Raw genomic sequence first — 18,732 nt, forward strand, 5'->3', positions numbered from 1 at the left:
TCCTAATAATGGACGTCAACGCGAGTTCCGTTTAAGATCGTGCTCATGACCGAAGCACCGTCCCGCCTCGCCGCCGACCCGATCGCGGTCGCCCGCGACGAATGGGAGCGTCGCGGCTGGGCCGACGCCGCACCCGGCATGGCCGCAGTCACTTCGCTGATGCGCGCGCAGCAGATCGTCGCCGCGCGGGTCGATGCCGCGCTCAAGCCGTTCGGCGTGACCTTCGCTCGGTACGAGTTGCTGATGCTGCTCACCTTCAGCCGCAAGGGCACGCTGCCGATGAAGCTCATCGGTTCCCGGCTGCAGGTGCACCCGACGTCCGTCACCAATGCGGTCGATCGGCTGGAGGCCGCCGGCCTGGTGACCCGCAGCACCCACCCCGACGACCGACGCGCGTTCATCGTGGGCATCACCGACCAGGGCCGCGACCTGGCCGCGCGGGCCACCGACGCCCTCAACGCGCAGGTCTTCGCCGCCCCGGGGCTCACCCCCACCGACCTCGAAGCACTGGTCGACGTGATCGGCCGGATGCGCTCGGACGCCGGCGACTTCTGACCCACCCGCAAACGCTGCGTTACCCGGCAGTCGCTGCGGTTGCAGCACCAGCGTGCGCACGCAACTGCAGCGTTCGCGCAGGGACGTGCAGCGTGTGCGGCGACGTAGGTTGGACCGGTGAGTGACACGCCCCGGGAGCCCAGCGGACGCGCCTACCGCCTCACGGTGCTGCTCGGCCTCTTCGCGAGCGCCGCGACGTGGATCTGGTTGGCGCTCACCGCCCCTGACCGCGTGCCCACCCACTGGTCGGGTGAGACCCCGGACGGCTGGTCGTCGAAACCGGCTGCCCTGGCGATCTGCGGACTGCTGCTCCCTGGCGTCGCGCTGGGCATCTCGCAACTCTCGCGTCTGGCCACCGCTTGGCCCGAGAGCATCAACGTGCCGCACAAGCAGTGGTGGCTGGCCGAACCGCGTCGGCTGGTGCGATTCGAGCGACTGTTGCGCGAGGACATGCTGCTGATCGCGGCCTCCCTGCTCGGGCTGAGCGCGCTGATGAACGTGACGATCGGCATCGCCGCCCACCGTCCGGACGGCGCGATGCCGACGGCCGTGTTCGCCGCGGCGATGGTGCTCGTGCTCGGCAGCGTGCTGGCCGTCGTGACGCGGATGCTGCTCGGCCGCTACGACCCCACCGACGACCTCTGAACCGACCGCCGCCCACCCTGCCCCCACACCCAACGCCTCAGCACCCACCGCCCCACCTGCAACCGGTGCGGCTGCAGCAGCGTGTGCACGCAACCGCAGCGTTTGCGGGTCGGACGGCGTGGGAGAGGTCAGGCGCCGACGGCGTACCCGAGGGCCGCGAGCAACACCGCGCCCACGAGCATCCCGACGCCGTGCAGCACCCCCACCAGATGCCCGTTGCGAGGGGCCTTGGGGTCGAGCAGCAACCGCGCCGACTCCACGCACGCGGTGCTGAAGGTCGTGAACCCGCCCATCGCTCCCGTGCCCACCACCTTGGTGAGCTCGGACGCGTGGCCGAAGTGGCCGACGAGCAGGCCGAGCACGAACGAACCGACCAGGTTGATCACGATCGTGCCGAGCGGCACGCGGTGCCGCACCCGGGTGACGATCCAGGAGTCGAGCAGGAACCGCGTCGCCGCACCGACTCCGCCGGCGAGCGCGATCCAGAGCATCATCGGGCGGTCACCCGCAGCCCGATCGCGGCCGCGAGCACCCCGCACACCAGGCTCGCCAGCGCATAGCCGGTCGACAGCAGGAGCAGCGAATCCCGTTGCCGTTCCACGACTTCGACGGCGAAGGTGCTGTAGGTCGTGTACCCGCCGAGCACCCCGGTGCCGAGACCCAGCCGCACGCGCCGCCGCCACCCGCTGTCGTCGCCGAGCCGCGCGAGCAGGCCGAGCAGTACCCCGAGCACGAAGGCTCCGCTGACGTTGATCCAGAAGGTGGTCCAGGGCCACGCGTCGGCGGCGACCGGGAAACGGTTGCTCAACTCCGCGCGCACCCAGGTGCCGCACACCCCTCCGACGAACACGAGACCGAGCAGCACCAGACGCTCGCGATGCCACACCCTGGTTGCAGGATCGGTCGGCCGGTTCACGTCGGGCAGGCTACTCGCGTCGCCTGAGGCGCGGACGGGTCAGTACCGCCTGGCCGGGTGTCCGCCGGCGATCGAGATGTGGTTGAAGGTGTTGATCAGCACCGCAGCAGTACGAGCAGGTCGCGTCCCAACCCGGCCGCGCTGCCGGCGCGGCGGGAGAGGGTGACCGCCTCCAACAGCGGACGCTGGACATCGGGGGTTCGTCTTGTCGAGGTAGAGCGGCTCGTCGCTTACGAGCGCTGCCGCTCCTGCACGTGTTCCAGGTCGGCCGGGCGCACCGCGCGGAACGCACCGTCGTACTCCTGCTCGTTCTTCTTCAGGAAACCGGCGACGTAGGGGCAGACCGGCACGGCGGTGAGTCCGTCGGCGCGGGTCTCGTCGAGCGCTGTGCGCACGAGCACGGCGGCCAGGCCGCGTCCGGCGTACGCGTCGTCGACCTCGGTGTGGAAGAAGATGCGGTCGCCGTCGTGGTCGTAGAAGTAGGCACGGCCGGCCACTGCGCCTTCGGCGTCCGCGATCTCGTAGGCGCCCTTCGCGTCGTTCCGGGTGACGGTGACCGCTGCGCCGGTCGTGTCGGTGAGTTCGGACGTCATGTGTTCTCCTCGAGGCGAGTGGTGCGACTGTGCGGGTGCGAGCGGACGCGTGTGCGAGCATCACGTGCACGCCGACCGTATCCGCTCCGCCACAGGTGCACAGGTCGTCTTCGCTGCTGCGCCGCGCATCGAGTACTGGTCCGGCGGATGCACGCCGAACTTCTAACGCAGGCCTCCCGCCGGGGCGCCCGGGTCACCGATGTCGCGCTGCAACCACAGCACGTCACGCCACTGGCCCTGCTTCCAGCCGACGCCGCGGAAGGTGCCGACCGTCTCGAAGCCGAACCTGCGGTGGAAGCGTTCGCTGGGTTCGTTGGGCAGCGTGATTCCGGCGAATGCCCGGCGGTACCCGCGCGCACCGAGCCGCTCGAACAGCGTCCGGTAGAGCGCGGTGGCTACGCCACCGCCCTGCACGGACGGGTCGAGGTAGACCGACACCTCCGCGGAGTACCGGTAGGCCTCCCGGGCGCGGTGCGGCGATGCGTACGCGTAACCGACCACGACGTCGTCCTTCAGCGCGACCAGCCAGGCGTGGCTGCGCGCGTAGTCGTCGATCCGGCGCGCGATCTCGGCCTCGTCGGGCGGCTCGCTCTCGAACGAGATGCTGGTGTCCCGCACGTACGGCGCGTAGATCGCGGCACACGCCGCGGCGTCGGCCGCGGTTGCGTCGCGCACCCGGAAGCTCATCGAATCGCCTTGTCAGGCAGGCGGATTCTCGGCGGCGGTGATCGCCGTGCGGGCGAGCTTCTTGACCTTGCGGCGTCGCTTGGGGCGCTCCGGGATCATCGAGCGCATCTCCTCAAGCTTGCCGAAGCACAGCAGGCGGTCCTCGGCCTCGAGCACCTTGCCCGGACGCGGAGACGGCGTCACGGACGTGCCGCGGTGCAGGGTGAGCACGGTGATGTCCCGGTCGGGCAGCCCCGAGTCGCGCAACGACTTGCCGACCATCTCGGAGCCGGCGTGCACCTGCAGTTCGGCGACGCCGTAACCGGTCGAGACCGCCAGCCGCTGGCGCACGTCGACCTGCGGGAAGTCGACCTGGTCGGCGATGTAGTCGACGATCGCGCCGGCGACGTCGAGTCGGGTGGCGGTCTCGATGCCCTGCAGACCGGGCGAGGAGTTGACCTCCATCACCAGCGGCCCGTCGTTGCCTTCGAGCATGTCGACGCCGGCGACGCGCAGACCCATGATCTGCGCCGCACGAACAGCGGTCGCCTCGTACTCCGGGTCGAGGTCGACGGCTTCGACCGAACCACCACGGTGCACGTTCGAGCGGAACTCGTCGCCCTGCGCCGTCCGGCGCATCGCCGCGACGACCCGGTCACCGACGACCAGCGCCCGGATGTCGCGTCCCTTGCTTTCCTTCACGAACGCCTGGATGAGCACGTTCTGCGAGGTCGACTGGAGCGTCTCGATGATCGCCTCGGCCACCTTCACCTCGGGGGCGAGGATGACGCCGATTCCCTGGGTGCCCTCGAGCAGCTTGATGACGACGGGCGCACCGCCGACCTGCTGGATGGCCTGCTTCACGTCGGCCCGGTTGCGCACGAAGAAGGTGGCCGGCATGCCGATGTTGTGGCGCGACAGGATCTGGGTGGCGCGCAGCTTGTCGCGACTGTTGCTGATGCCGTTGGCGGTGTTGGGCGTGTAGACGTCCATCTGCTCGAACTGGCGCACGACGGCGGTGCCGAAGTAGGTGATCGACGCACCGATACGAGGCAATACCGCGTCGTACGTGGACAATTGGCGTCCGCGGAACTGCAGGTCGGGTTCGTCCTCGGACAGGTCGATACCGAAGCGGAGGGTGTTCAACACCTTCACGTCGTGACCGCGTTCGAGGGCTGCGGTGCGCAGGCGCTGAGTGGAGTAGGCACGCGGCGCACGGGACAGGATCGCGAGTTTCACGCGAGCACCCTGCCACACTGTGCGGGTGCCTGAAGCAAGTGAGTCCACCGTTGTCGGCTGGCGGGAGTGGATCTCCTTGCCCGACCTGGGAGTGGGCTGGATGAAGGCCAAACTCGACACCGGCGCACGCACCTCCTCGGTGCACGCGTACGACGTGCAGGAGTTCGAGCGCGACGGCGTCGCCTGGGTGCGGTTCGCCGTGCGACCGTGGCAGAAGTCGACCGAAGACATCGTGGTCACCGAGTTGCCGGTGCACGACCGGCGCGACATCCGCAGCTCCAACGGCCAGTTGCAGCACCGCATCGTCGTGCGCACCACCTTGTCGATCGCCGGCCACCGCATCCCCACCGAGTTCACGCTCACCGACCGCGACGCGATGGGCTTCCGCATGCTCGTCGGTCGCGAGGCGTTGCGCCAGGGCTTCCTCGTCGACTCCGGCCGCTCCTACTACGGCGGACGCCCCGGCGCCGCCACCCGCCGCCGCAACCGGGGCCGTGCATGAGCAAGCACCACACCAAACGCGAATCGTTCGCGATCGGGTCGATCAGGGTGCGCCCCGGCAGCAGCAAGGCCACCGAGTTGCCGATCACCCGGTTGGTCACCGGCGCCGAGATCTCGCTGCCGATCCGGGTCGTGCACGGCAAGCAGGACGGCCCGACCGTCTGGGTCAACGCGGCCATCCACGGTGACGAGGTGGTCGGCGTCGAGGTGATCCGCGAGGTGCTGGCTTCGTTGTCGCCCAAGGAGTTTCGCGGCACGTTGATCGCGGTGCCGATCGTCAACGTGCACGGATTCCTGGCCGGCGACCGTTACCTGCCCGACCGGCGCGACCTCAACCGCAGCTTCCCCGGCTCGGCCCGCGGGTCACTTGCCGGACGCATCGCCCACCTGTTCCTGCGCGAGGTGGTCGCCAAGTGCGAGGTCGGCATCGACCTGCACACTGCCGCCGACCGGCGCACCAACCTGCCGCAGGTGCGCGCCGACCTCGACGACCCCCGCACCCGCGAACTCGCGAGCGCTTTCGCGCCCCCTGTGATGCTGCACTCGGAGATCCGCGACGGCTCGCTGCGGCACATCGCCGGCGAACGCGGAGCGCGGGTGCTGCTCGTCGAATCAGGTGCCCCGCTGCGCTTCGACGACTGGGCGATCGACCCGTGCGTCGCCGGCGTACGCCGGGTGCTGGCCGCGCTCGACATGATCGACCCGTTCGAGAAGGAGCCGCCGACCCCCGCCGTCGAGTGCCGCGGCAGCGGCTGGGTGCGAGCCCGCCGCACCGGCATCCTGCGCCTCGACGCCCACCTCGGCCAACAGGTCGTGCGCGGCGAACGGCTCGGCGCGCTCTACGACTCGTTCGGCAAGACCCTGCGTGCGGTCTACGCCGACCGCGACGGCGTGATCATCGGCCACACCGAGGCACCGCTGGTCAACTCCGGCGACGCGGTGGTGCACATCGCCTCGATCGTCGGCCCGCCGCCGGCCGAGCCCGCCGACCTGGTGCCCGACCTCACCTCCGACCCCACCAACGGACTGCTGTCGTGAGCGACCGCGTCGCCGTCGTCGGCAGCGGACCCAACGGCCTGGCAGCAGCCGTCACGCTCGCCCGGGCCGGCCTGCAGGTCGAGGTGCTCGAACGCAACGACTGGGTCGGTGGTGGCGCCGCCACCCGGGAGATCACGCTGCCCGGGTTCAAGCACGACCTCGCCAGCGCGGTGCACCCGATGGCGCTCGCCAGCCCGTTCTTCCAGGCGTTCGAGCTCTCCCGGCGCATCGACCTCGTGGTGCCGCAGGTGTCGTTCGGGCACCCACTGCCCGGCGGACGCAGCGGGCACGGCTATCGCGATCTCGACCGCGCCGCAGACGCCATCGGACGCGACGGCAAGGCCTACCGGTCGCTGTTGAAACCCGTGGTCGACCGCATCGATGCCATCGGCGAGTTCACGGTCGACACGCTGCTGCGGGTGCCGAAGCACCCGATCGGCACTGCGATCTACGGCGAACGCGCCCTGGAACTCGGAACACCGTTGTGGGGCATACGTTTTCGCGAGGAGATCGCGCCGGCGATGCTCATTGGGTGTGCCGCACACACCATCGGACGCCACCCCCGGCTGTCGATGGCGGGCGCCGGTCTGATGCTCAGCGCGACGGCCCACGCCGCCGGGTGGCCGGTGCCGGTCGGCGGGTCGCAGGCCATCGCCGACGCATTGGTCGCCGACCTCGAAGGCCACGGCGGACGCGTCCGCACCGGGGTGGAGGTGACCTCGCTCGCCGAACTCGACGGCTACGACGCGACCCTGCTCGACGTGTCGGCGCCGGCGCTGCTGCGCCTGGGCGGCGACCGCTTGCCCGACAAGTACGCGGCGGCGTTGCGCCGCTTCAAGCACGGCAACGGCGTGTCGAAGGTCGACATGGCGCTCGACGGACCGATCCCGTGGACCGACCCGGTGCTGCGCGAGGCGCCGACCCTGCACCTCGGCGGCACCCGCGAACAGATCGCCGCCGCCGAGCGCGAGGTGTCGCGCGGACGCATCCCCGAACGTCCGTATCTACTCGTCGTGCAGCCGAGCGTGGCCGACGCGTCGCGCGCCCCCGACGGTAAGCACGTGCTGTGGGCCTACGGCCACGTGCCCTACGGCAGCGACGTCCACATCACGCAGACCGCGATCACGATGATCGAGCAGCATGCACCCGGCTTCCGCGACCTCGTCCTGGCGAGCACCGCCACCCGCGCGGTCGACTTCGAACACACGGTCAGCGCCAACTTCGCCGGCGGCGACTTCTCCAGCGGCGCCGTGACGATGGCCCAGATGCTCAAGCGTCCGGTGGTCTCGCCGACGCCCTGGCGCACCCCTGTGAAGGGCGTCTACCTCGGCTCCGGCGCCACGACACCCGGCCCGAGCGTGCACGGCATGGCCGGCTGGCACGCCGCGCGCACCCTGCTCGCCGACCGCGGTCTGTCAGCGCCCGACCTCGGCCTCTGAGCAGCGCCGGTCACCGGACGCCACCGGGATGAATGCATGGGGAGATGTGCCCATGCAGCGAAACGGTCACGACGCCCGGATTCCGTCGATTTCGGCAGACCGTGCCCCTACGCTGCGGACTATGTCATCGCGTTTGCACCGCATCGCCGCCGGAAGCGTCCTGTTGCTCGCCCTTGCCGCCTGTGGCACCCAAGAAACCGCGACCACCGGCACCAACACCTCGACCGAGACGTCGACGAGCACCAGCGCGTCGGGCACGTCCGAGCAGACCAGCGACATCGCCGCCGCAAGCACCGGCACCACCAGCACCACCAGCAGCACCGGAAGCGCCGCGACGTCGACCTCGCCCACGTCGTCCGACAGCGCGACGAGCAGCGCGACCGACCCCGACACGCCCGTCTCCTCGACCGCCTCACCGAGCGATTCGTCGAGCGGCGCGGCCACCCGCACAATCTCGTTGAACCCCAAGGCCGCCGACGGATCAGTGGCCGCCGGCTGGACCGCCACCCCGACCGAGAACCCCTGCGTAGGCGTCACCACCGCCGAGGCGAGCCCGTTCGCCAAGGGCAACGGCGTGTTCACCTGCGGACCGAACGCCGCGAGCCTGCTGGCGTGCTGGACCTTCCCGGCGGGCAAGGTCGGGTGCATCCAGGGCACCGAGCAGCTCGGCCGCAAGCTGGTCACCTTCGCCTCCGACATCCGCTACACCGGTGCGGCCGAACCGAACCCGGCGCCGCTGGCGGTCGAGTTGACCGACGGCACCACCTGCTCGACGGTCGGCCACGACTCGGCGAACCACTGGCAGGGACGCAACGGCTGGCTCTACTGCACGAACGGCCGCATGCTGCTCGCCAAGGGCGACGGCACCACCAGCGGCTACTTCGACAAGAGCAACCCGGTCTGGACCGCCGAGTCGGTGCCGCAGAACGGCAACGTCGCGCCCACCGTCGTGCGGGTCGCGTCGGCCACCTACGCTCAGGGCAGCTGAACGCGGACACGCGACCGGCTCGAATCACCCGCCGGGAACACCCGCGCGGGTGCGCTCGTTCGGGACAATGTCGTATCGCCTGCGATGCATTTTCCCCGTCACCCACTCGCGAAGACAGATGGACGATCAACCTCCGCATACCGTCACCGCCCCCACCTCGTCGACACCGTCGCTGACCCCGTCACTGACACTGACGATCACGCCGCGCCCCGAGCGGTGTGACACCCGATGAACAGCTGGCTCTCCCTCGGCATCGGCGTCGTCGTGGTGCTGCTGATCACCGCCGCCACCGCCTACTTCGTCGCGCAGGAATTCGCGTACATGGCGGTCGACCGATCCCGGTTGTCTGCCCGCGCGGCAGCCGGTGACGCCGGCGCCGAGCGCACCTTGTCGATCACCCGACGCACCTCGTTCCTGCTGTCCGGCGCCCAACTCGGCATCACCGTGACCGGTCTGCTCGTGGGTTACGTCGCCGAGCCGCTCATCGGTGAGGCCATCGGCGACATCGTCGGCGGCAAGCTCGTCTCCACCGGTATTGCGCTCGCGCTCGGCAGCATCCTCGCGCTGCTGTTCTCGACGTTCGTGCAGATGCTGTTCGGCGAGCTCTACCCGAAGAACTACTCCATCGCCCGTGCCGACCAGGTCGCCGCGAAGCTGTCCCGGTCGACCAGCATCTATCTCAAGGTGTTCGGCCCGGTCATCTGGGTCTTCGACAAGGCGGCCGAACTCTTCCTGCGGATGCTGCGCATCGAACCCGTGCACGATGTCGAACACTCGGCCACCGCGATCGACCTCGAACATGTCGTCGAGGAATCGCGGGAGCGCGGCGAGCTGACCTCGGAGCAGGCGCGGGTGCTCGACCGCATCCTCGACTTCCCCCGTCAGAACGTCGAGCACGCGATGCGACCGCGCGCTCATGTCGACGTCGTCCGCGACACCGCCACCGTGGGCGAGGTGCGCGAGCTGATGGCCACCGGGCACACCCGCTACCCGGTGCTGAACGACGAGGAGTACATCCTCGGCGTCGTGCACCTGGTCGACGTGCTCGACGTCACCGACTTCGCCCTGCCGGTCACCGCGATCGCCCGGCCGCCGCTGGTGCTGTCGGCGCTGATGGACCTCCCGGCCGCGCTGGAGCAGATGGACGACCAGCGTGAGGTGCTCGCGTGCATCGTCGACGAGTACGGCGGCTTCGCCGGCATCCTCACCGTCGAGGACCTCGCCGAGGAGATCGTCGGCGAGCTGACCGACGAGCACGACCCGGCCGACGAGTTCTACCAACCGACACCGGACGACGGCATCTGGGTGATGAGCGGCGAGGTGCACGTGGACGAGGTGGAACGGGCTCTGCACGTCGACCTGCCCGAGGGCGACTTCGAAACGGTCGCCGGGCTGATCATCGACGCGCACGGCTCGCTGCCCGAGCAGGGCGACGTGGTCGAGATCGAACTCCCGGCCGAGGGCGCCGACCTGGTCGCCGACGAACCGGTCGAGCCGCAGATCCTGCGGGCCGAGGTGCTCGAGGTCGAGCACTACGTGCCGAGCCGGGTGCGGCTCACGCTGCCCGAGCAGGAAGCGGCACACGAAGACACGCCCCCCGATGAGGATGTCGCCGCCGATGACCAGGAGGACCGCCGATGAGCACCCCCGTCGTCATCGTCGCCACCATCGCGATCATCGTGCTGTCGGCGTTCTTCGTCGCGATCGAGTTCTCGCTCATGGCCGCCCGCCGGCACCGGCTGGAGGAGCGCGCCGGTGAGTCGCGTTCGGCCCGCGCCGCCCTGCGTAGTTCGGGCGAGCTGACCCTGCTGCTGGCCGGGTCGCAGCTCGGCATCACGATGTGCACACTGGCGCTCGGTGCGATCACCAAGCCCGCCGTGCACCACTGGCTGATGGCGCCGCTGGAGCACGCCGGCCTGCCGCAGACCGCGGCCGACGTGGTCGCGTTCGTGCTCGCCCTGATCGTGGTGACCTTCCTGCACCTCGTGATCGGCGAGATGGCCCCGAAGTCGTGGGCGATCGCCCACCCCGAGACCTCGGCCATCATGTTGGCGCTGCCGATGCGCGGGTTCATGTTCCTGACCCGCCCGATCCTGCGCCTGCTCAACGAGGCCGCCAACCGTCTGGTGCGGCGCAGCGGCGTCGAGCCGGTCGACGAACTCACCGTGGCCGGTGATCCGCAGGCGCTGCGCGCCCTGGTCGAACACTCGGCCAATGTCGGCGCGCTCGAACTCGGTTACCGCGCCTCGATCACCCGGGCGCTGGTGCTGGAGGAGATCACGGTCGGCGACCTGCTGCGTCCGGGCGCCCCGGTGACCGCGGTGGCCGGGTCGGCGACGGTGCACGACGTGCAGGAGGCGACCCGTCGCAGCGGCCACCTGCGGGTGCTCCTGCGCGACGGTGACCAGGTGCGCGGGTTCGTGCACGTGCGCGACACCCTCGTCGGCATGGCGCCCGACGACTTCGCCGGCACGCTGCTGCGTCCGGTGGTGGAGTTGCAGCGCGACACTCCCCTGCACGAGGCGATCGCCACCATGCGCGAGACCAGCACCCAGCTGGCGGTCGTGCGGCACGGCGCCCACTTCGCGGGGGTCGTCACGCTCACCGACATCCTGCCGAGCCTGTTCCCGCGCGGCGTCGAGAGCGCGTGAAACACGTCGAGCTCGCCCCGACCCCGGGGCGAGCTCGACTCATTCGTTCGGAGAACTACTTGCGGTAGATCGAGTCGATCTGGTCGGCGTACTTCTCGTTGACCACGTGCCGCTTCACCTTCAGGGTCGGGGTGAGTTCGCCGGTCTCCTCGGTGAAGTCGTCGGGCAGCACCACGAATTTCTTGATGCCCTCGGCGTGCGAGACCTGCGCGCTGGCTTCGTCGACGGCCACCTGGATCTCGGCCCGCAGCTGCTCGTCGGTGGCGAGCCCGTCGACCGGACGGTTGTTGGCCTTGGCCCAGTCGGCCGCGCCCTCGGGGTCGAGGGTGATGAGCGCGCCGACGAAGGGCCGCCCCTCGCCGACGACGACCGCGTTGCCGATGACCTCGTGGGCGCGCAACTGCTCCTCCATGGGGCCGGGCGCGACGTTCTTGCCGCCGGCGGTCACCAGGATCTCCTTGGCCCGGCCGGTGATCGTCAGGTAGCCGTCGGCATCGAGGGCGCCGAGGTCGCCGGTGCGGAACCATCCGTCGTCGAAGGCCTCGCTCGTGGCCTGCTCGTTCTGCCAGTAGCCGGCGAAGACCACCGCGCCCTTGAGCTCGATCTCACCGTTGTCGGCGATGCGGACGGCGTTGCCCGGGATCGGCCGACCGACTGTGCCGATGCGTTGTGCGCCAGGCGAGTTGACGGTGATCGCCGAGGTGGTCTCGGTGAGGCCGTACCCCTCGTACGTCGGCAGGCCGATGCCGCGGAAGAAGTGCCCGAGGGTTGCGCCGAGCGCGCCGCCCCCGCTGATCGCCATCGTGCAGCGGCCGCCCATCGCGGCGCGCACCTTGCCGTAGACCAGCTTGTCGAACAGCCGGTGTTCGGCCTGCAACCGCAGGCCCGGCTTGGTGGCGTCTCCCAGACCGTCGCCGCCCTGCGCCTTGCTCCACTCGATCGCGACCTGCTCGGCCCGCCGGAAGATCTTCGCCTTCGCCGGGCCACCGGCGAGCGCCTGCGCCCGCACCCCGGCGTGCACCTTCTCCAGCACCCGCGGCACGCACAGGATCATGTTGGGCTTGAACGAGGCGAACTTGTCGACGATGGTCTTGAAGTCGGCCCAGAAACCGACGGTCGCGCCGCCCTCGTACGCCGCGTAGGTAATGGCCCGGGCCAGCACGTGGGCGAGCGGCAGGAACATCAGCGTCCGTTTGCCGAACTGCGCGGCCTGCTGCCCGATCGGCATGGCGAGCACGGCTTGCGCCTCGGCGAGCAGGTTGGCGTGGGTGAGCACGCAACCCTTCGGCCGCCCGGTGGTGCCGGAGGTGTAGATGAGGGAGGCGGGTGAGTCGAGCGTCAGGATGTCGAGACGCGCCTCGACGGCATTGTCGTCGACCCCTGCGTCGATGCCGCGCCGACGCAGTGCACCCACGGCGCCGGCGTCGATCACGAGCACCTCGGCGCCCGCGATGTCGGCGTTCGCCAGGTTGTCCTGGGCCACCTCGTCCTCGACGATCAGCAGCTTCGCGGCGGAGTTCTGCACGATCCACTCGACCTGAGCCGGTGCGGACGAGGGGTAGATCGGCACGGTGACGCCACCGGCGGCCCAGATCGCGGCGTCGAGCAGGATCCACTCGTAGCGGGTGCAGGCCATGATCGCCACCCGGTCGCCGGGCTCGATGCCGGCCGCGATGAACCCCTTCGCGGCGGCCTTCACCTCGGCGAGGTGACGCTCGGCTGTCACCGGGAGCCACTGTCCGTTCTCGAACCGCTCGAAGCTGGTGTGCAGCGGCCGCTCGGCGGCGCGGCGCCAGGGCAGCCGGGCGAGGATCCCGTCGGAGTCGAGGGTGAAGTTCTGCTCGGTCGCGAACTCCCGGATGGTGGTGCCTTGGCCCATTGCTGGAAACTCCTGGTCTTCGTTGACTCGGACTTCATTGACTCGCCGCCGCTGACCCGCATTCGGCGCAGCCGCCAGGCTAGTCCTCGCGCCGCCGTCGACGGCGCCGACCCGAACTACGACACAATGTAGGATTAGCTTTGGTCGACAAAGCGTTTCGGAGAGGACGAGGGATGAAGGACAAGACCGGACTGGGACTCGGATACCGCATGCTGTGGCGTCTGGAGTACGCCGGGCTCACGGTCTTCGGTCCGGCGCAGGTCACCACTCAGGGCGACCCGAAATCACGCCTTCGCCTCGAGCGGGCCCAGCGGGTGAAGGCCGCGCACGAGCAGCGCGGCACCACCCCGCCGCAGGAGGTGCTCGACGTCATCGCGCGCGACGGCGGCCCCGAGCCCTTCCACGTGCGCAACCGCGCCCGCTGACCTCAGCCGAACTCCTGCACGACGAGCGTGAGGTCGTCGTGCACCTTGGTGCCGTCGCGCTCCGACACCTCCCGCCGGGCGCTCTCCGCCGCTCGCACGACAGCGGTAACCGTCGCGGGATCGGCTGCGGCCCGGCCGAATTCGTCCAGCGACTGCGCGTGCAACAGTTGAAACCCGCGGGTGCCGCCGTCGCTGGCCGCGACGATCCGCACCAGGTCGTCGCGGCGAGCGCCGCCTTCATCGACATCCCGGCGGCGAGCCGGTCGCGGAACGCGTCGGCGATCGCCCGGGAGAACCACGCGACCTCGTGATCGCACCCCTGTCGTAGTTCCTTCGGCAGTCCGGCCCCGTCGACCACGACGGCGATGCCGTCGCCGAGCGCGACGGCGTCCTCGTTGGCTCGGTCGGGGCGGGCGGGCAGGGTGACGACGGTGGGCGTGCGCACGCACCCAACCTACGAACCTCCGGCGCACGGACTGCGGGCGTCACTCGGACCGGTCGGCCGCCGGCGTGGGAGCATCACGCCATGGGCTCGAGCAACTCCACCAGCAGCGTCGAACAGGTCGAACGGGCCCTGGCCCGGATGGCGGAGGTCGAGCCGCTGATCAACTCGATCTGCACGCCGGCGCCCGACGCCCGCGATCAGGCGGCCGCCCGCGACGCCGAACAGCCGCGCGGGCCGTTGCACGGGGTGCCGGTGCTGGTGAAGGACAACATCGACACCGCCGACCTGCCGACGACGGCGGGGTCGCTGGCGCTGGCCGACGTGCCGCACCCGTCCGCCGACGCGACGCTGGTGCGCCGGCTGCGCGAGGCCGGGATGGTGCTGCTCGGCAAGACGAATCTCAGCGAATGGGCGAACATCCGCGACGACAACTCGGTGAGCGGGTGGAGCGCGTACGGCGGGCTGACCCGCAACCCGTACGCCCTGAACCGGTCCGCCGGCGGGTCGAGTTCGGGGAGCGGGGCCGCGGTCGGCGCCGGGATCACCCGCTTCGCGATCGGCACCGAGACGGACGGTTCGATCACCTGCCCGGCGGCGTTCAACGGGTGTGTCGGACTCAAGCCGACGGTCGACCTCGTGCCGCGCGACGGGATCGTGCCGATCTCGTCGTCGCAGGACTCCCCCGGACCGCTCACCGCGACGGTCGACGAAGCGGCCGCGCTGTTGTCGGTGCTCACCGGCACCTCCTACGACCTGCCCGCCGCCGAGTCGAAACCGTTGCAGGGCAAGAGAATCGGGGTGCCTCGCAAGGACTACTGGGGTTACAGCGCGCACGCCGACGACCCCGCCGAGCGGGCACTGGAGCTGCTGTCGGCGGCCGGTGCGACGGTCGTCGACAACACCGACCTGCCGCCGATCGGGTGGGACGACGAACTGCTGGTCATGCTCGCCGAGCTTCGGGCCGGGCTGGCCGAATACCTCGCCACCCGTCCCGGGTCGGGGCCGCGGGGCCTCGCCGACATCGTCGAGTTCAACCGGGAGCACGCCGACCGCGAGTTGCCGCACTTCGGTCAGTCGCTGTTCGAGCAGGCGCTCGCCGGCCCCGAGGTCGGCTCGCCCGAATATCTCGCGGCGCTCGACCGGTGCCGGCGCGCGAGCCGGGCTGATGGCATCGACAAGGTGCTCGCCGAGCACGAACTCGACGCGCTCGTCTCACCGGCCTACCCACCGGCCTTCCTGATCGACCACGTCAACCCAGAGCATGCCGCCGGATCGGCGACCTCGCCCGCGGCGCAGGCCGGTTACCCGCTGCTGACCGTGCCGAGCGGCCTCGCCGCCGGACTGCCCGTGGCCGTCACGTTCTGGGGCGGTGCGCACAGCGAGGCCGACCTGTTGGCGATCGGACGGGCCTACGAGGCCGCGCGGGACGCCGACAACGGGCCGTTGCCGGCGCCGCAGTTCCTGCCGCAGATCTGAGCCCTCCTCTGACCCCGCGCACATCCGGACGGCGAACGTCCGGGATCGCACCTAGGTTCTGTCGCAACCGAACTCGAAGGGACACACATCGTGGACGTTCTGCTCATCGCCGGGCTCTGGCTCGACACCACCGCCTGGGACGACGTGGTGCCCGCGCTCGCTGCGAAGGGTCACCGGGGCATCCCGGTCGCGCTGCCCGGCCAGGGCGACGGCAACGCCGACGCCACCCTGCAGGACCAACTCGACGCCGTGCTGGAGGCGATCGACGCAATCGACGCGACCGACTCCGCCGAGCGTCCTGTGGTCGTCGGTCACAGCGCGGCGTGCACCCTCGCCTGGTTGGCCGCCGACGCGCGTCCCGACGCGATCGCCCGGGTGGGCCTCATCGGCGGCTTCCCGTCGACCGCCGGCGAGCAGTACGCGGCGTTCTTCCCCCTCGAGGGCGGCGTCATGGCGTTCCCGGGTTGGGAACCGTTCGCCGGAGCCGACACCGCGGACATGTCCGACGACCTCAAGAGCCGGGTCGCCGGGTCCGCCCACCCGGTGCCCGGCGGGGTCGCCGAGGCCGTGGTCGCCTACCGCGACGAACGCCGCCACGACGTGCCGGTCTTCCTGATCTGCCCGGAGTTCTCGCCCGCACAGGCCGACGAGTGGATCGAGGCCGGCGACCTGCCCGAACTCGCCGACGCCAAGCACCTCGACCTGCTCGACCTCGACTCGGGCCACTGGCCGATGTTCACCGCGCCCGAGGCGCTCGCGCAGTTGATCGCCGACGAGGCCGACGAGGTGAGTGCCGACGCCGGGCTCGGGTAAACACCCGCAAGGGTGGGCAGGGTCGGCGCGCCGGCCGACACCGGTTATCTATCCTGAATTCGGGCCCGAAACCTCTCGGCCCGCGCCGGCCCGTCCGGCAGGCACCAGCACGAAGGATCAAATCTCACCGTGACCGCGACCGGCGGACTCCCCGTCTCCAAGCTGCTCCCCACCGCCACCTCGACCGGAGCGGCCCCCACGGTCACGCGGCCGCTGCGGATCGCGTTGGTCAACGACTACGAGGTCGTCGTAGCCGGCATCGCCTCGCTGCTCGAGTCGTACGCCGACCGGGTCGAGGTGGTGGAACTCGACCTCAACTCCGAGCCCACCCAGCCGGTCGACGTCGCCGTCTACGACACCTTCGCCGCGACGGCGACGGCCGCCGACCTGCGCGGCCTGTTCGCGACCGACCAGGTCACCCACCTGGTCGCGTACTCGTTCATCGACGACGAGCAGGCCGTCGGCGACTACATCGCGGCCGGCGCCGACGGCTACATCTCCAAGGCGGTGCCGACCGACCGGTTCGTCGCCGCACTGGAACGCATCGCCGCCGGCGAGCGCGTGGTCGAACTCGCGAAGGCGCCGGCGGGCGAGCCCCTGATGCCGGCGTGGCCGGGCCAGCAGTTCGGCCTCACCGAGCGCGAGTCGGAGATTCTGGGCTTCATCGCCCAGGGCTTGTCGAACGACGAGATCGCGCGCACCTGCTACCTGTCGATCAACACCGTCAAGACGTACATCCGGGCCGCCTATCGCAAAGCCGGCGTGGCCACCCGGGCCCAGGCGGTCGCGTGGGCGTTGCGTCACGGCTTTCGACCGGAACGCAAAACGACCCGCTGACGTTTCTGCTGTGGCGACCTCGTGATCGCCGCGTGCCGATGGCGCGCGGCGATCACCCAAAGGTCGGCGAACTACGATGGCGCGCGTCGACGGGCGTCGCCCGATCCACCGAGCAGGGAGCAGAACGTGCCCAGACCCGAGACGACCACGAAGACCGGTCGGGAGCGCCTCGCCGAGGAACGTGCCCGCCAGGCGCGCGGCGAACGCAACCGCAAGATCGGCATCATCGCCGCTGTCGTGGTGGTGCTGGCCGCGATCGGTGGCGGCGGCTGGGCACTGATCGCCAGCGAGAACTCCAGCAAACAGGCGGCGACCGGCGACGGGCTGGCCGGTGCGAAGCAGGTCAACACCCCGATCAGGGGCCTCTACGAGTGGACCGGCCTCGGTCGCAACCACATCACCACCGCCGCCACCTACCCGATGAACCCGCCGGTCGGTGGCGACCACAACGCGGCGTGGGCCAACTGCGGCATCTACGACAAGGTCATCCCGAACCAGTACGCCGTGCACACCCTCGAGCACGGCGCCGTGTGGATCACCACCAACGACAAGGCGTCCGCGTCCGACGTCGCCGCGCTGAAGAAGATCGCCGGCCAGGACTACATGCTGATGTCGAAGATCCCGTCGCAGGCTTCGCCGATCACGCTCAGCGCGTGGGGTGTGCAGTTGCGCGTCAACTCCGCCGGCGACCCGCGCGTGCAGGAGTTCGTGAAGACCTACCTGCAGGGCCAGCAGACCCCCGAGCCCGGTGCGTCCTGCACCGGCGCCTACGACCCGAACACCGGCAAGATCGGCGGCGGCATGTGACCGTGCCCGATCCGCGTGTCGAGCCGAACGTCGACCTCGACGACCTCGACGACGAGTACGTCGGCAACGACGACGGGCAACCGGACGGGGACGAGGCCCACGGGCCGGAGCGCGCCGAGCGCAAACCCCTGAGCTGGCACGAGGCGCGGCGACCGTTCCTGATCACGGTCGCCGCGATCGCCGCCCTGGTGCTCGCGGTGCTGAGCGGTTACTCGCTCGGCAAGCCGCACTACCCCGCCGACGACAGCGTCGACGCCGGGTTCGCCCGCGACATGACCGCCCACCACGCGCAGGCGGTCGACATGTCGCTGACCATCCGCAGCAAGTCGACGTCGACCGACGTGCGCACCCTCGCCTACGACGTCGTCACCACGCAGGAGAACCAGCGCGGTCAGATGATGGCCTGGTTGCAGACCTGGGGTCTGCCGCTCGCGGTCAACGGTCAGCGGATGGACTGGATGAAGAAGACCGGCCATCACCACACCGGCCTGCCGCAGGGGCAGATGCTGCTGGCCGACGGACGCATGCCGGGCATGGCCTCCAGCGCCCAGTTGCAGCGGCTTTCGGCGGCCACCGGCAAAAACGCTGAGATCCTGTACCTCCAACTGATGATCGTGCACCACCGCGCCGGTGTGGAGATGGCGCAGGCGGCCGTCGGCGCGGCCGACCGACCCGAGGTCGTGCGCTTGGCCCGCAGCATGGTGCAGGGTCAGACCGGTGAGATCAACCTGATGACAGACATGCTCAAGCAGCGCGGCGCAGTTCCGTGGCCCCAGGGGCAGCAGTCCGGGTGATCCGACCCGTCCGTCCGGCCTCGTG

General features: G+C 70.3%; 21 protein-coding genes. 14 read left to right on the plus strand and 7 right to left on the minus strand.

Going from position 1 to position 18,732, the window contains the following annotated elements; genetic code table 11:
* Positions 1 to 45 precede the first annotated feature (45 nt).
* Together DFJ65_RS01145 and DFJ65_RS01150 are read left to right on the plus strand one after the other, a co-directional pair.
* Positions 46 to 555 (plus strand): MarR family winged helix-turn-helix transcriptional regulator, encoded by a 510-nt coding sequence (locus DFJ65_RS01145; RefSeq protein WP_115921429.1) that lies wholly within the window; start codon positions 46 to 48, stop codon positions 553 to 555.
* Between the two features lie 117 nt (positions 556 to 672).
* Entirely contained in the window at positions 673 to 1,200 is a 528-nt protein-coding gene (locus tag DFJ65_RS01150; RefSeq protein ID WP_115921430.1) for a DUF1648 domain-containing protein, read from the plus strand.
* 128 nt (positions 1,201 to 1,328) lie between these two features.
* On the opposite strand, the gene DFJ65_RS01155 is transcribed toward DFJ65_RS01150, so the two are convergent.
* From DFJ65_RS01155 to DFJ65_RS01175, 5 genes are all read right to left on the minus strand, one after another.
* Positions 1,329 to 1,694, minus strand: a complete 366-nt coding sequence (locus tag DFJ65_RS01155) for a fluoride efflux transporter FluC (protein WP_211308328.1) — start codon at positions 1,692 to 1,694, stop codon at positions 1,329 to 1,331.
* Positions 1,691 to 2,116, minus strand: a complete 426-nt coding sequence (locus DFJ65_RS01160) for a fluoride efflux transporter FluC (protein ID WP_245949906.1) — start codon at positions 2,114 to 2,116, stop codon at positions 1,691 to 1,693. The genes DFJ65_RS01155 and DFJ65_RS01160 overlap by 4 nt, the downstream gene beginning before the upstream one ends.
* 230 nt (positions 2,117 to 2,346) lie before the next feature.
* The gene (locus DFJ65_RS01165; protein WP_115921433.1) at positions 2,347 to 2,709 is read right to left on the minus strand and encodes a GNAT family N-acetyltransferase; all 363 of its coding nucleotides are present in this window, start codon (positions 2,707 to 2,709) and stop codon (positions 2,347 to 2,349) included.
* 162 nt (positions 2,710 to 2,871) lie between these two features.
* Positions 2,872 to 3,396 carry a GNAT family N-acetyltransferase gene (locus DFJ65_RS01170; RefSeq protein ID WP_115921434.1) on the minus strand — a complete coding sequence of 175 codons (525 nt, stop codon included), beginning with the start codon at positions 3,394 to 3,396 and terminating at the stop codon, positions 2,872 to 2,874.
* Between the two features lie 12 nt (positions 3,397 to 3,408).
* Positions 3,409 to 4,614, minus strand: coding sequence for a RimK family alpha-L-glutamate ligase (locus DFJ65_RS01175; RefSeq protein WP_115924035.1), 1,206 nt, complete (start codon positions 4,612 to 4,614; stop codon positions 3,409 to 3,411).
* Between the two features lie 25 nt (positions 4,615 to 4,639).
* Here DFJ65_RS01175 and DFJ65_RS01180 point away from each other — a divergent pair, with 25 nt between their 5' ends.
* From DFJ65_RS01180 to DFJ65_RS01210, 6 genes are all read left to right on the plus strand, one after another.
* Entirely contained in the window at positions 4,640 to 5,116 is a 477-nt protein-coding gene (locus DFJ65_RS01180) for an ATP-dependent zinc protease family protein (RefSeq protein ID WP_211308329.1), read from the plus strand.
* Positions 5,113 to 6,153 (plus strand): succinylglutamate desuccinylase/aspartoacylase family protein, encoded by a 1,041-nt coding sequence (locus DFJ65_RS01185; RefSeq protein WP_115921436.1) that lies wholly within the window; start codon positions 5,113 to 5,115, stop codon positions 6,151 to 6,153. Before DFJ65_RS01180 ends, DFJ65_RS01185 begins: the two co-directional genes overlap by 4 nt.
* Entirely contained in the window at positions 6,150 to 7,592 is a 1,443-nt protein-coding gene (locus DFJ65_RS01190; protein WP_115921437.1) for a phytoene desaturase family protein, read from the plus strand. The genes DFJ65_RS01185 and DFJ65_RS01190 overlap by 4 nt, the downstream gene beginning before the upstream one ends.
* A 121-nt stretch (positions 7,593 to 7,713) precedes the next feature.
* Entirely contained in the window at positions 7,714 to 8,580 is an 867-nt protein-coding gene (locus tag DFJ65_RS17110) for a hypothetical protein (RefSeq protein ID WP_147301266.1), read from the plus strand.
* A gap of 228 nt (positions 8,581 to 8,808) precedes the next feature.
* Complete coding sequence (locus DFJ65_RS01205; RefSeq protein ID WP_115921440.1) at positions 8,809 to 10,221, plus strand: hemolysin family protein; 1,413 nt, start codon at positions 8,809 to 8,811, stop codon at positions 10,219 to 10,221.
* Positions 10,218 to 11,231: a hemolysin family protein gene (locus tag DFJ65_RS01210; RefSeq protein ID WP_115921441.1), complete on the plus strand. Its 1,014-nt coding sequence runs from the start codon at positions 10,218 to 10,220 to the stop codon at positions 11,229 to 11,231. Before DFJ65_RS01205 ends, DFJ65_RS01210 begins: the two co-directional genes overlap by 4 nt.
* 55 nt (positions 11,232 to 11,286) lie before the next feature.
* Here the strand turns inward: DFJ65_RS01210 and DFJ65_RS01215 are convergent, their stop codons facing one another.
* A complete protein-coding gene (locus tag DFJ65_RS01215; protein ID WP_115921442.1) occupies positions 11,287 to 13,110 on the minus strand; it encodes an AMP-dependent synthetase/ligase in 1,824 nt (607 codons plus the stop codon).
* Positions 13,111 to 13,283: 173 nt separating this feature from the next.
* On the opposite strand from DFJ65_RS01215, the gene DFJ65_RS01220 reads away from it, so the two are divergent.
* The gene (locus DFJ65_RS01220; protein WP_115921443.1) at positions 13,284 to 13,535 is read left to right on the plus strand and encodes a hypothetical protein; all 252 of its coding nucleotides are present in this window, start codon (positions 13,284 to 13,286) and stop codon (positions 13,533 to 13,535) included.
* A gap of 2 nt (positions 13,536 to 13,537) precedes the next feature.
* Here the strand turns inward: DFJ65_RS01220 and DFJ65_RS01225 are convergent, their stop codons facing one another.
* Positions 13,538 to 13,834, minus strand: coding sequence for a hypothetical protein (locus DFJ65_RS01225; protein ID WP_147301267.1), 297 nt, complete (start codon positions 13,832 to 13,834; stop codon positions 13,538 to 13,540).
* A 227-nt stretch (positions 13,835 to 14,061) separates the two neighbouring features.
* Here DFJ65_RS01225 and DFJ65_RS01230 point away from each other — a divergent pair, with 227 nt between their 5' ends.
* From DFJ65_RS01230 to DFJ65_RS01250, 5 genes are all read left to right on the plus strand, one after another.
* Positions 14,062 to 15,456 carry an amidase family protein gene (locus tag DFJ65_RS01230; RefSeq protein WP_115921445.1) on the plus strand — a complete coding sequence of 465 codons (1,395 nt, stop codon included), beginning with the start codon at positions 14,062 to 14,064 and terminating at the stop codon, positions 15,454 to 15,456.
* 90 nt (positions 15,457 to 15,546) lie between these two features.
* A complete protein-coding gene (locus DFJ65_RS01235) occupies positions 15,547 to 16,269 on the plus strand; it encodes an alpha/beta fold hydrolase (RefSeq protein WP_115921446.1) in 723 nt (240 codons plus the stop codon).
* A 129-nt stretch (positions 16,270 to 16,398) separates the two neighbouring features.
* Complete coding sequence (locus DFJ65_RS01240; protein ID WP_211308330.1) at positions 16,399 to 17,106, plus strand: response regulator transcription factor; 708 nt, start codon at positions 16,399 to 16,401, stop codon at positions 17,104 to 17,106.
* Positions 17,107 to 17,232: 126 nt separating this feature from the next.
* Complete coding sequence (locus DFJ65_RS01245) at positions 17,233 to 17,913, plus strand: thioredoxin-like domain-containing protein (protein ID WP_115921447.1); 681 nt, start codon at positions 17,233 to 17,235, stop codon at positions 17,911 to 17,913.
* 2 nt (positions 17,914 to 17,915) lie between these two features.
* Complete coding sequence (locus DFJ65_RS01250; RefSeq protein ID WP_211308331.1) at positions 17,916 to 18,707, plus strand: DUF305 domain-containing protein; 792 nt, start codon at positions 17,916 to 17,918, stop codon at positions 18,705 to 18,707.
* Positions 18,708 to 18,732 lie beyond the last annotated feature (25 nt).

This window comes from Calidifontibacter indicus, assembly GCF_003386865.1.
Lineage (GTDB): Bacteria > Actinomycetota > Actinomycetes > Actinomycetales > Dermatophilaceae > Yimella > Yimella indica.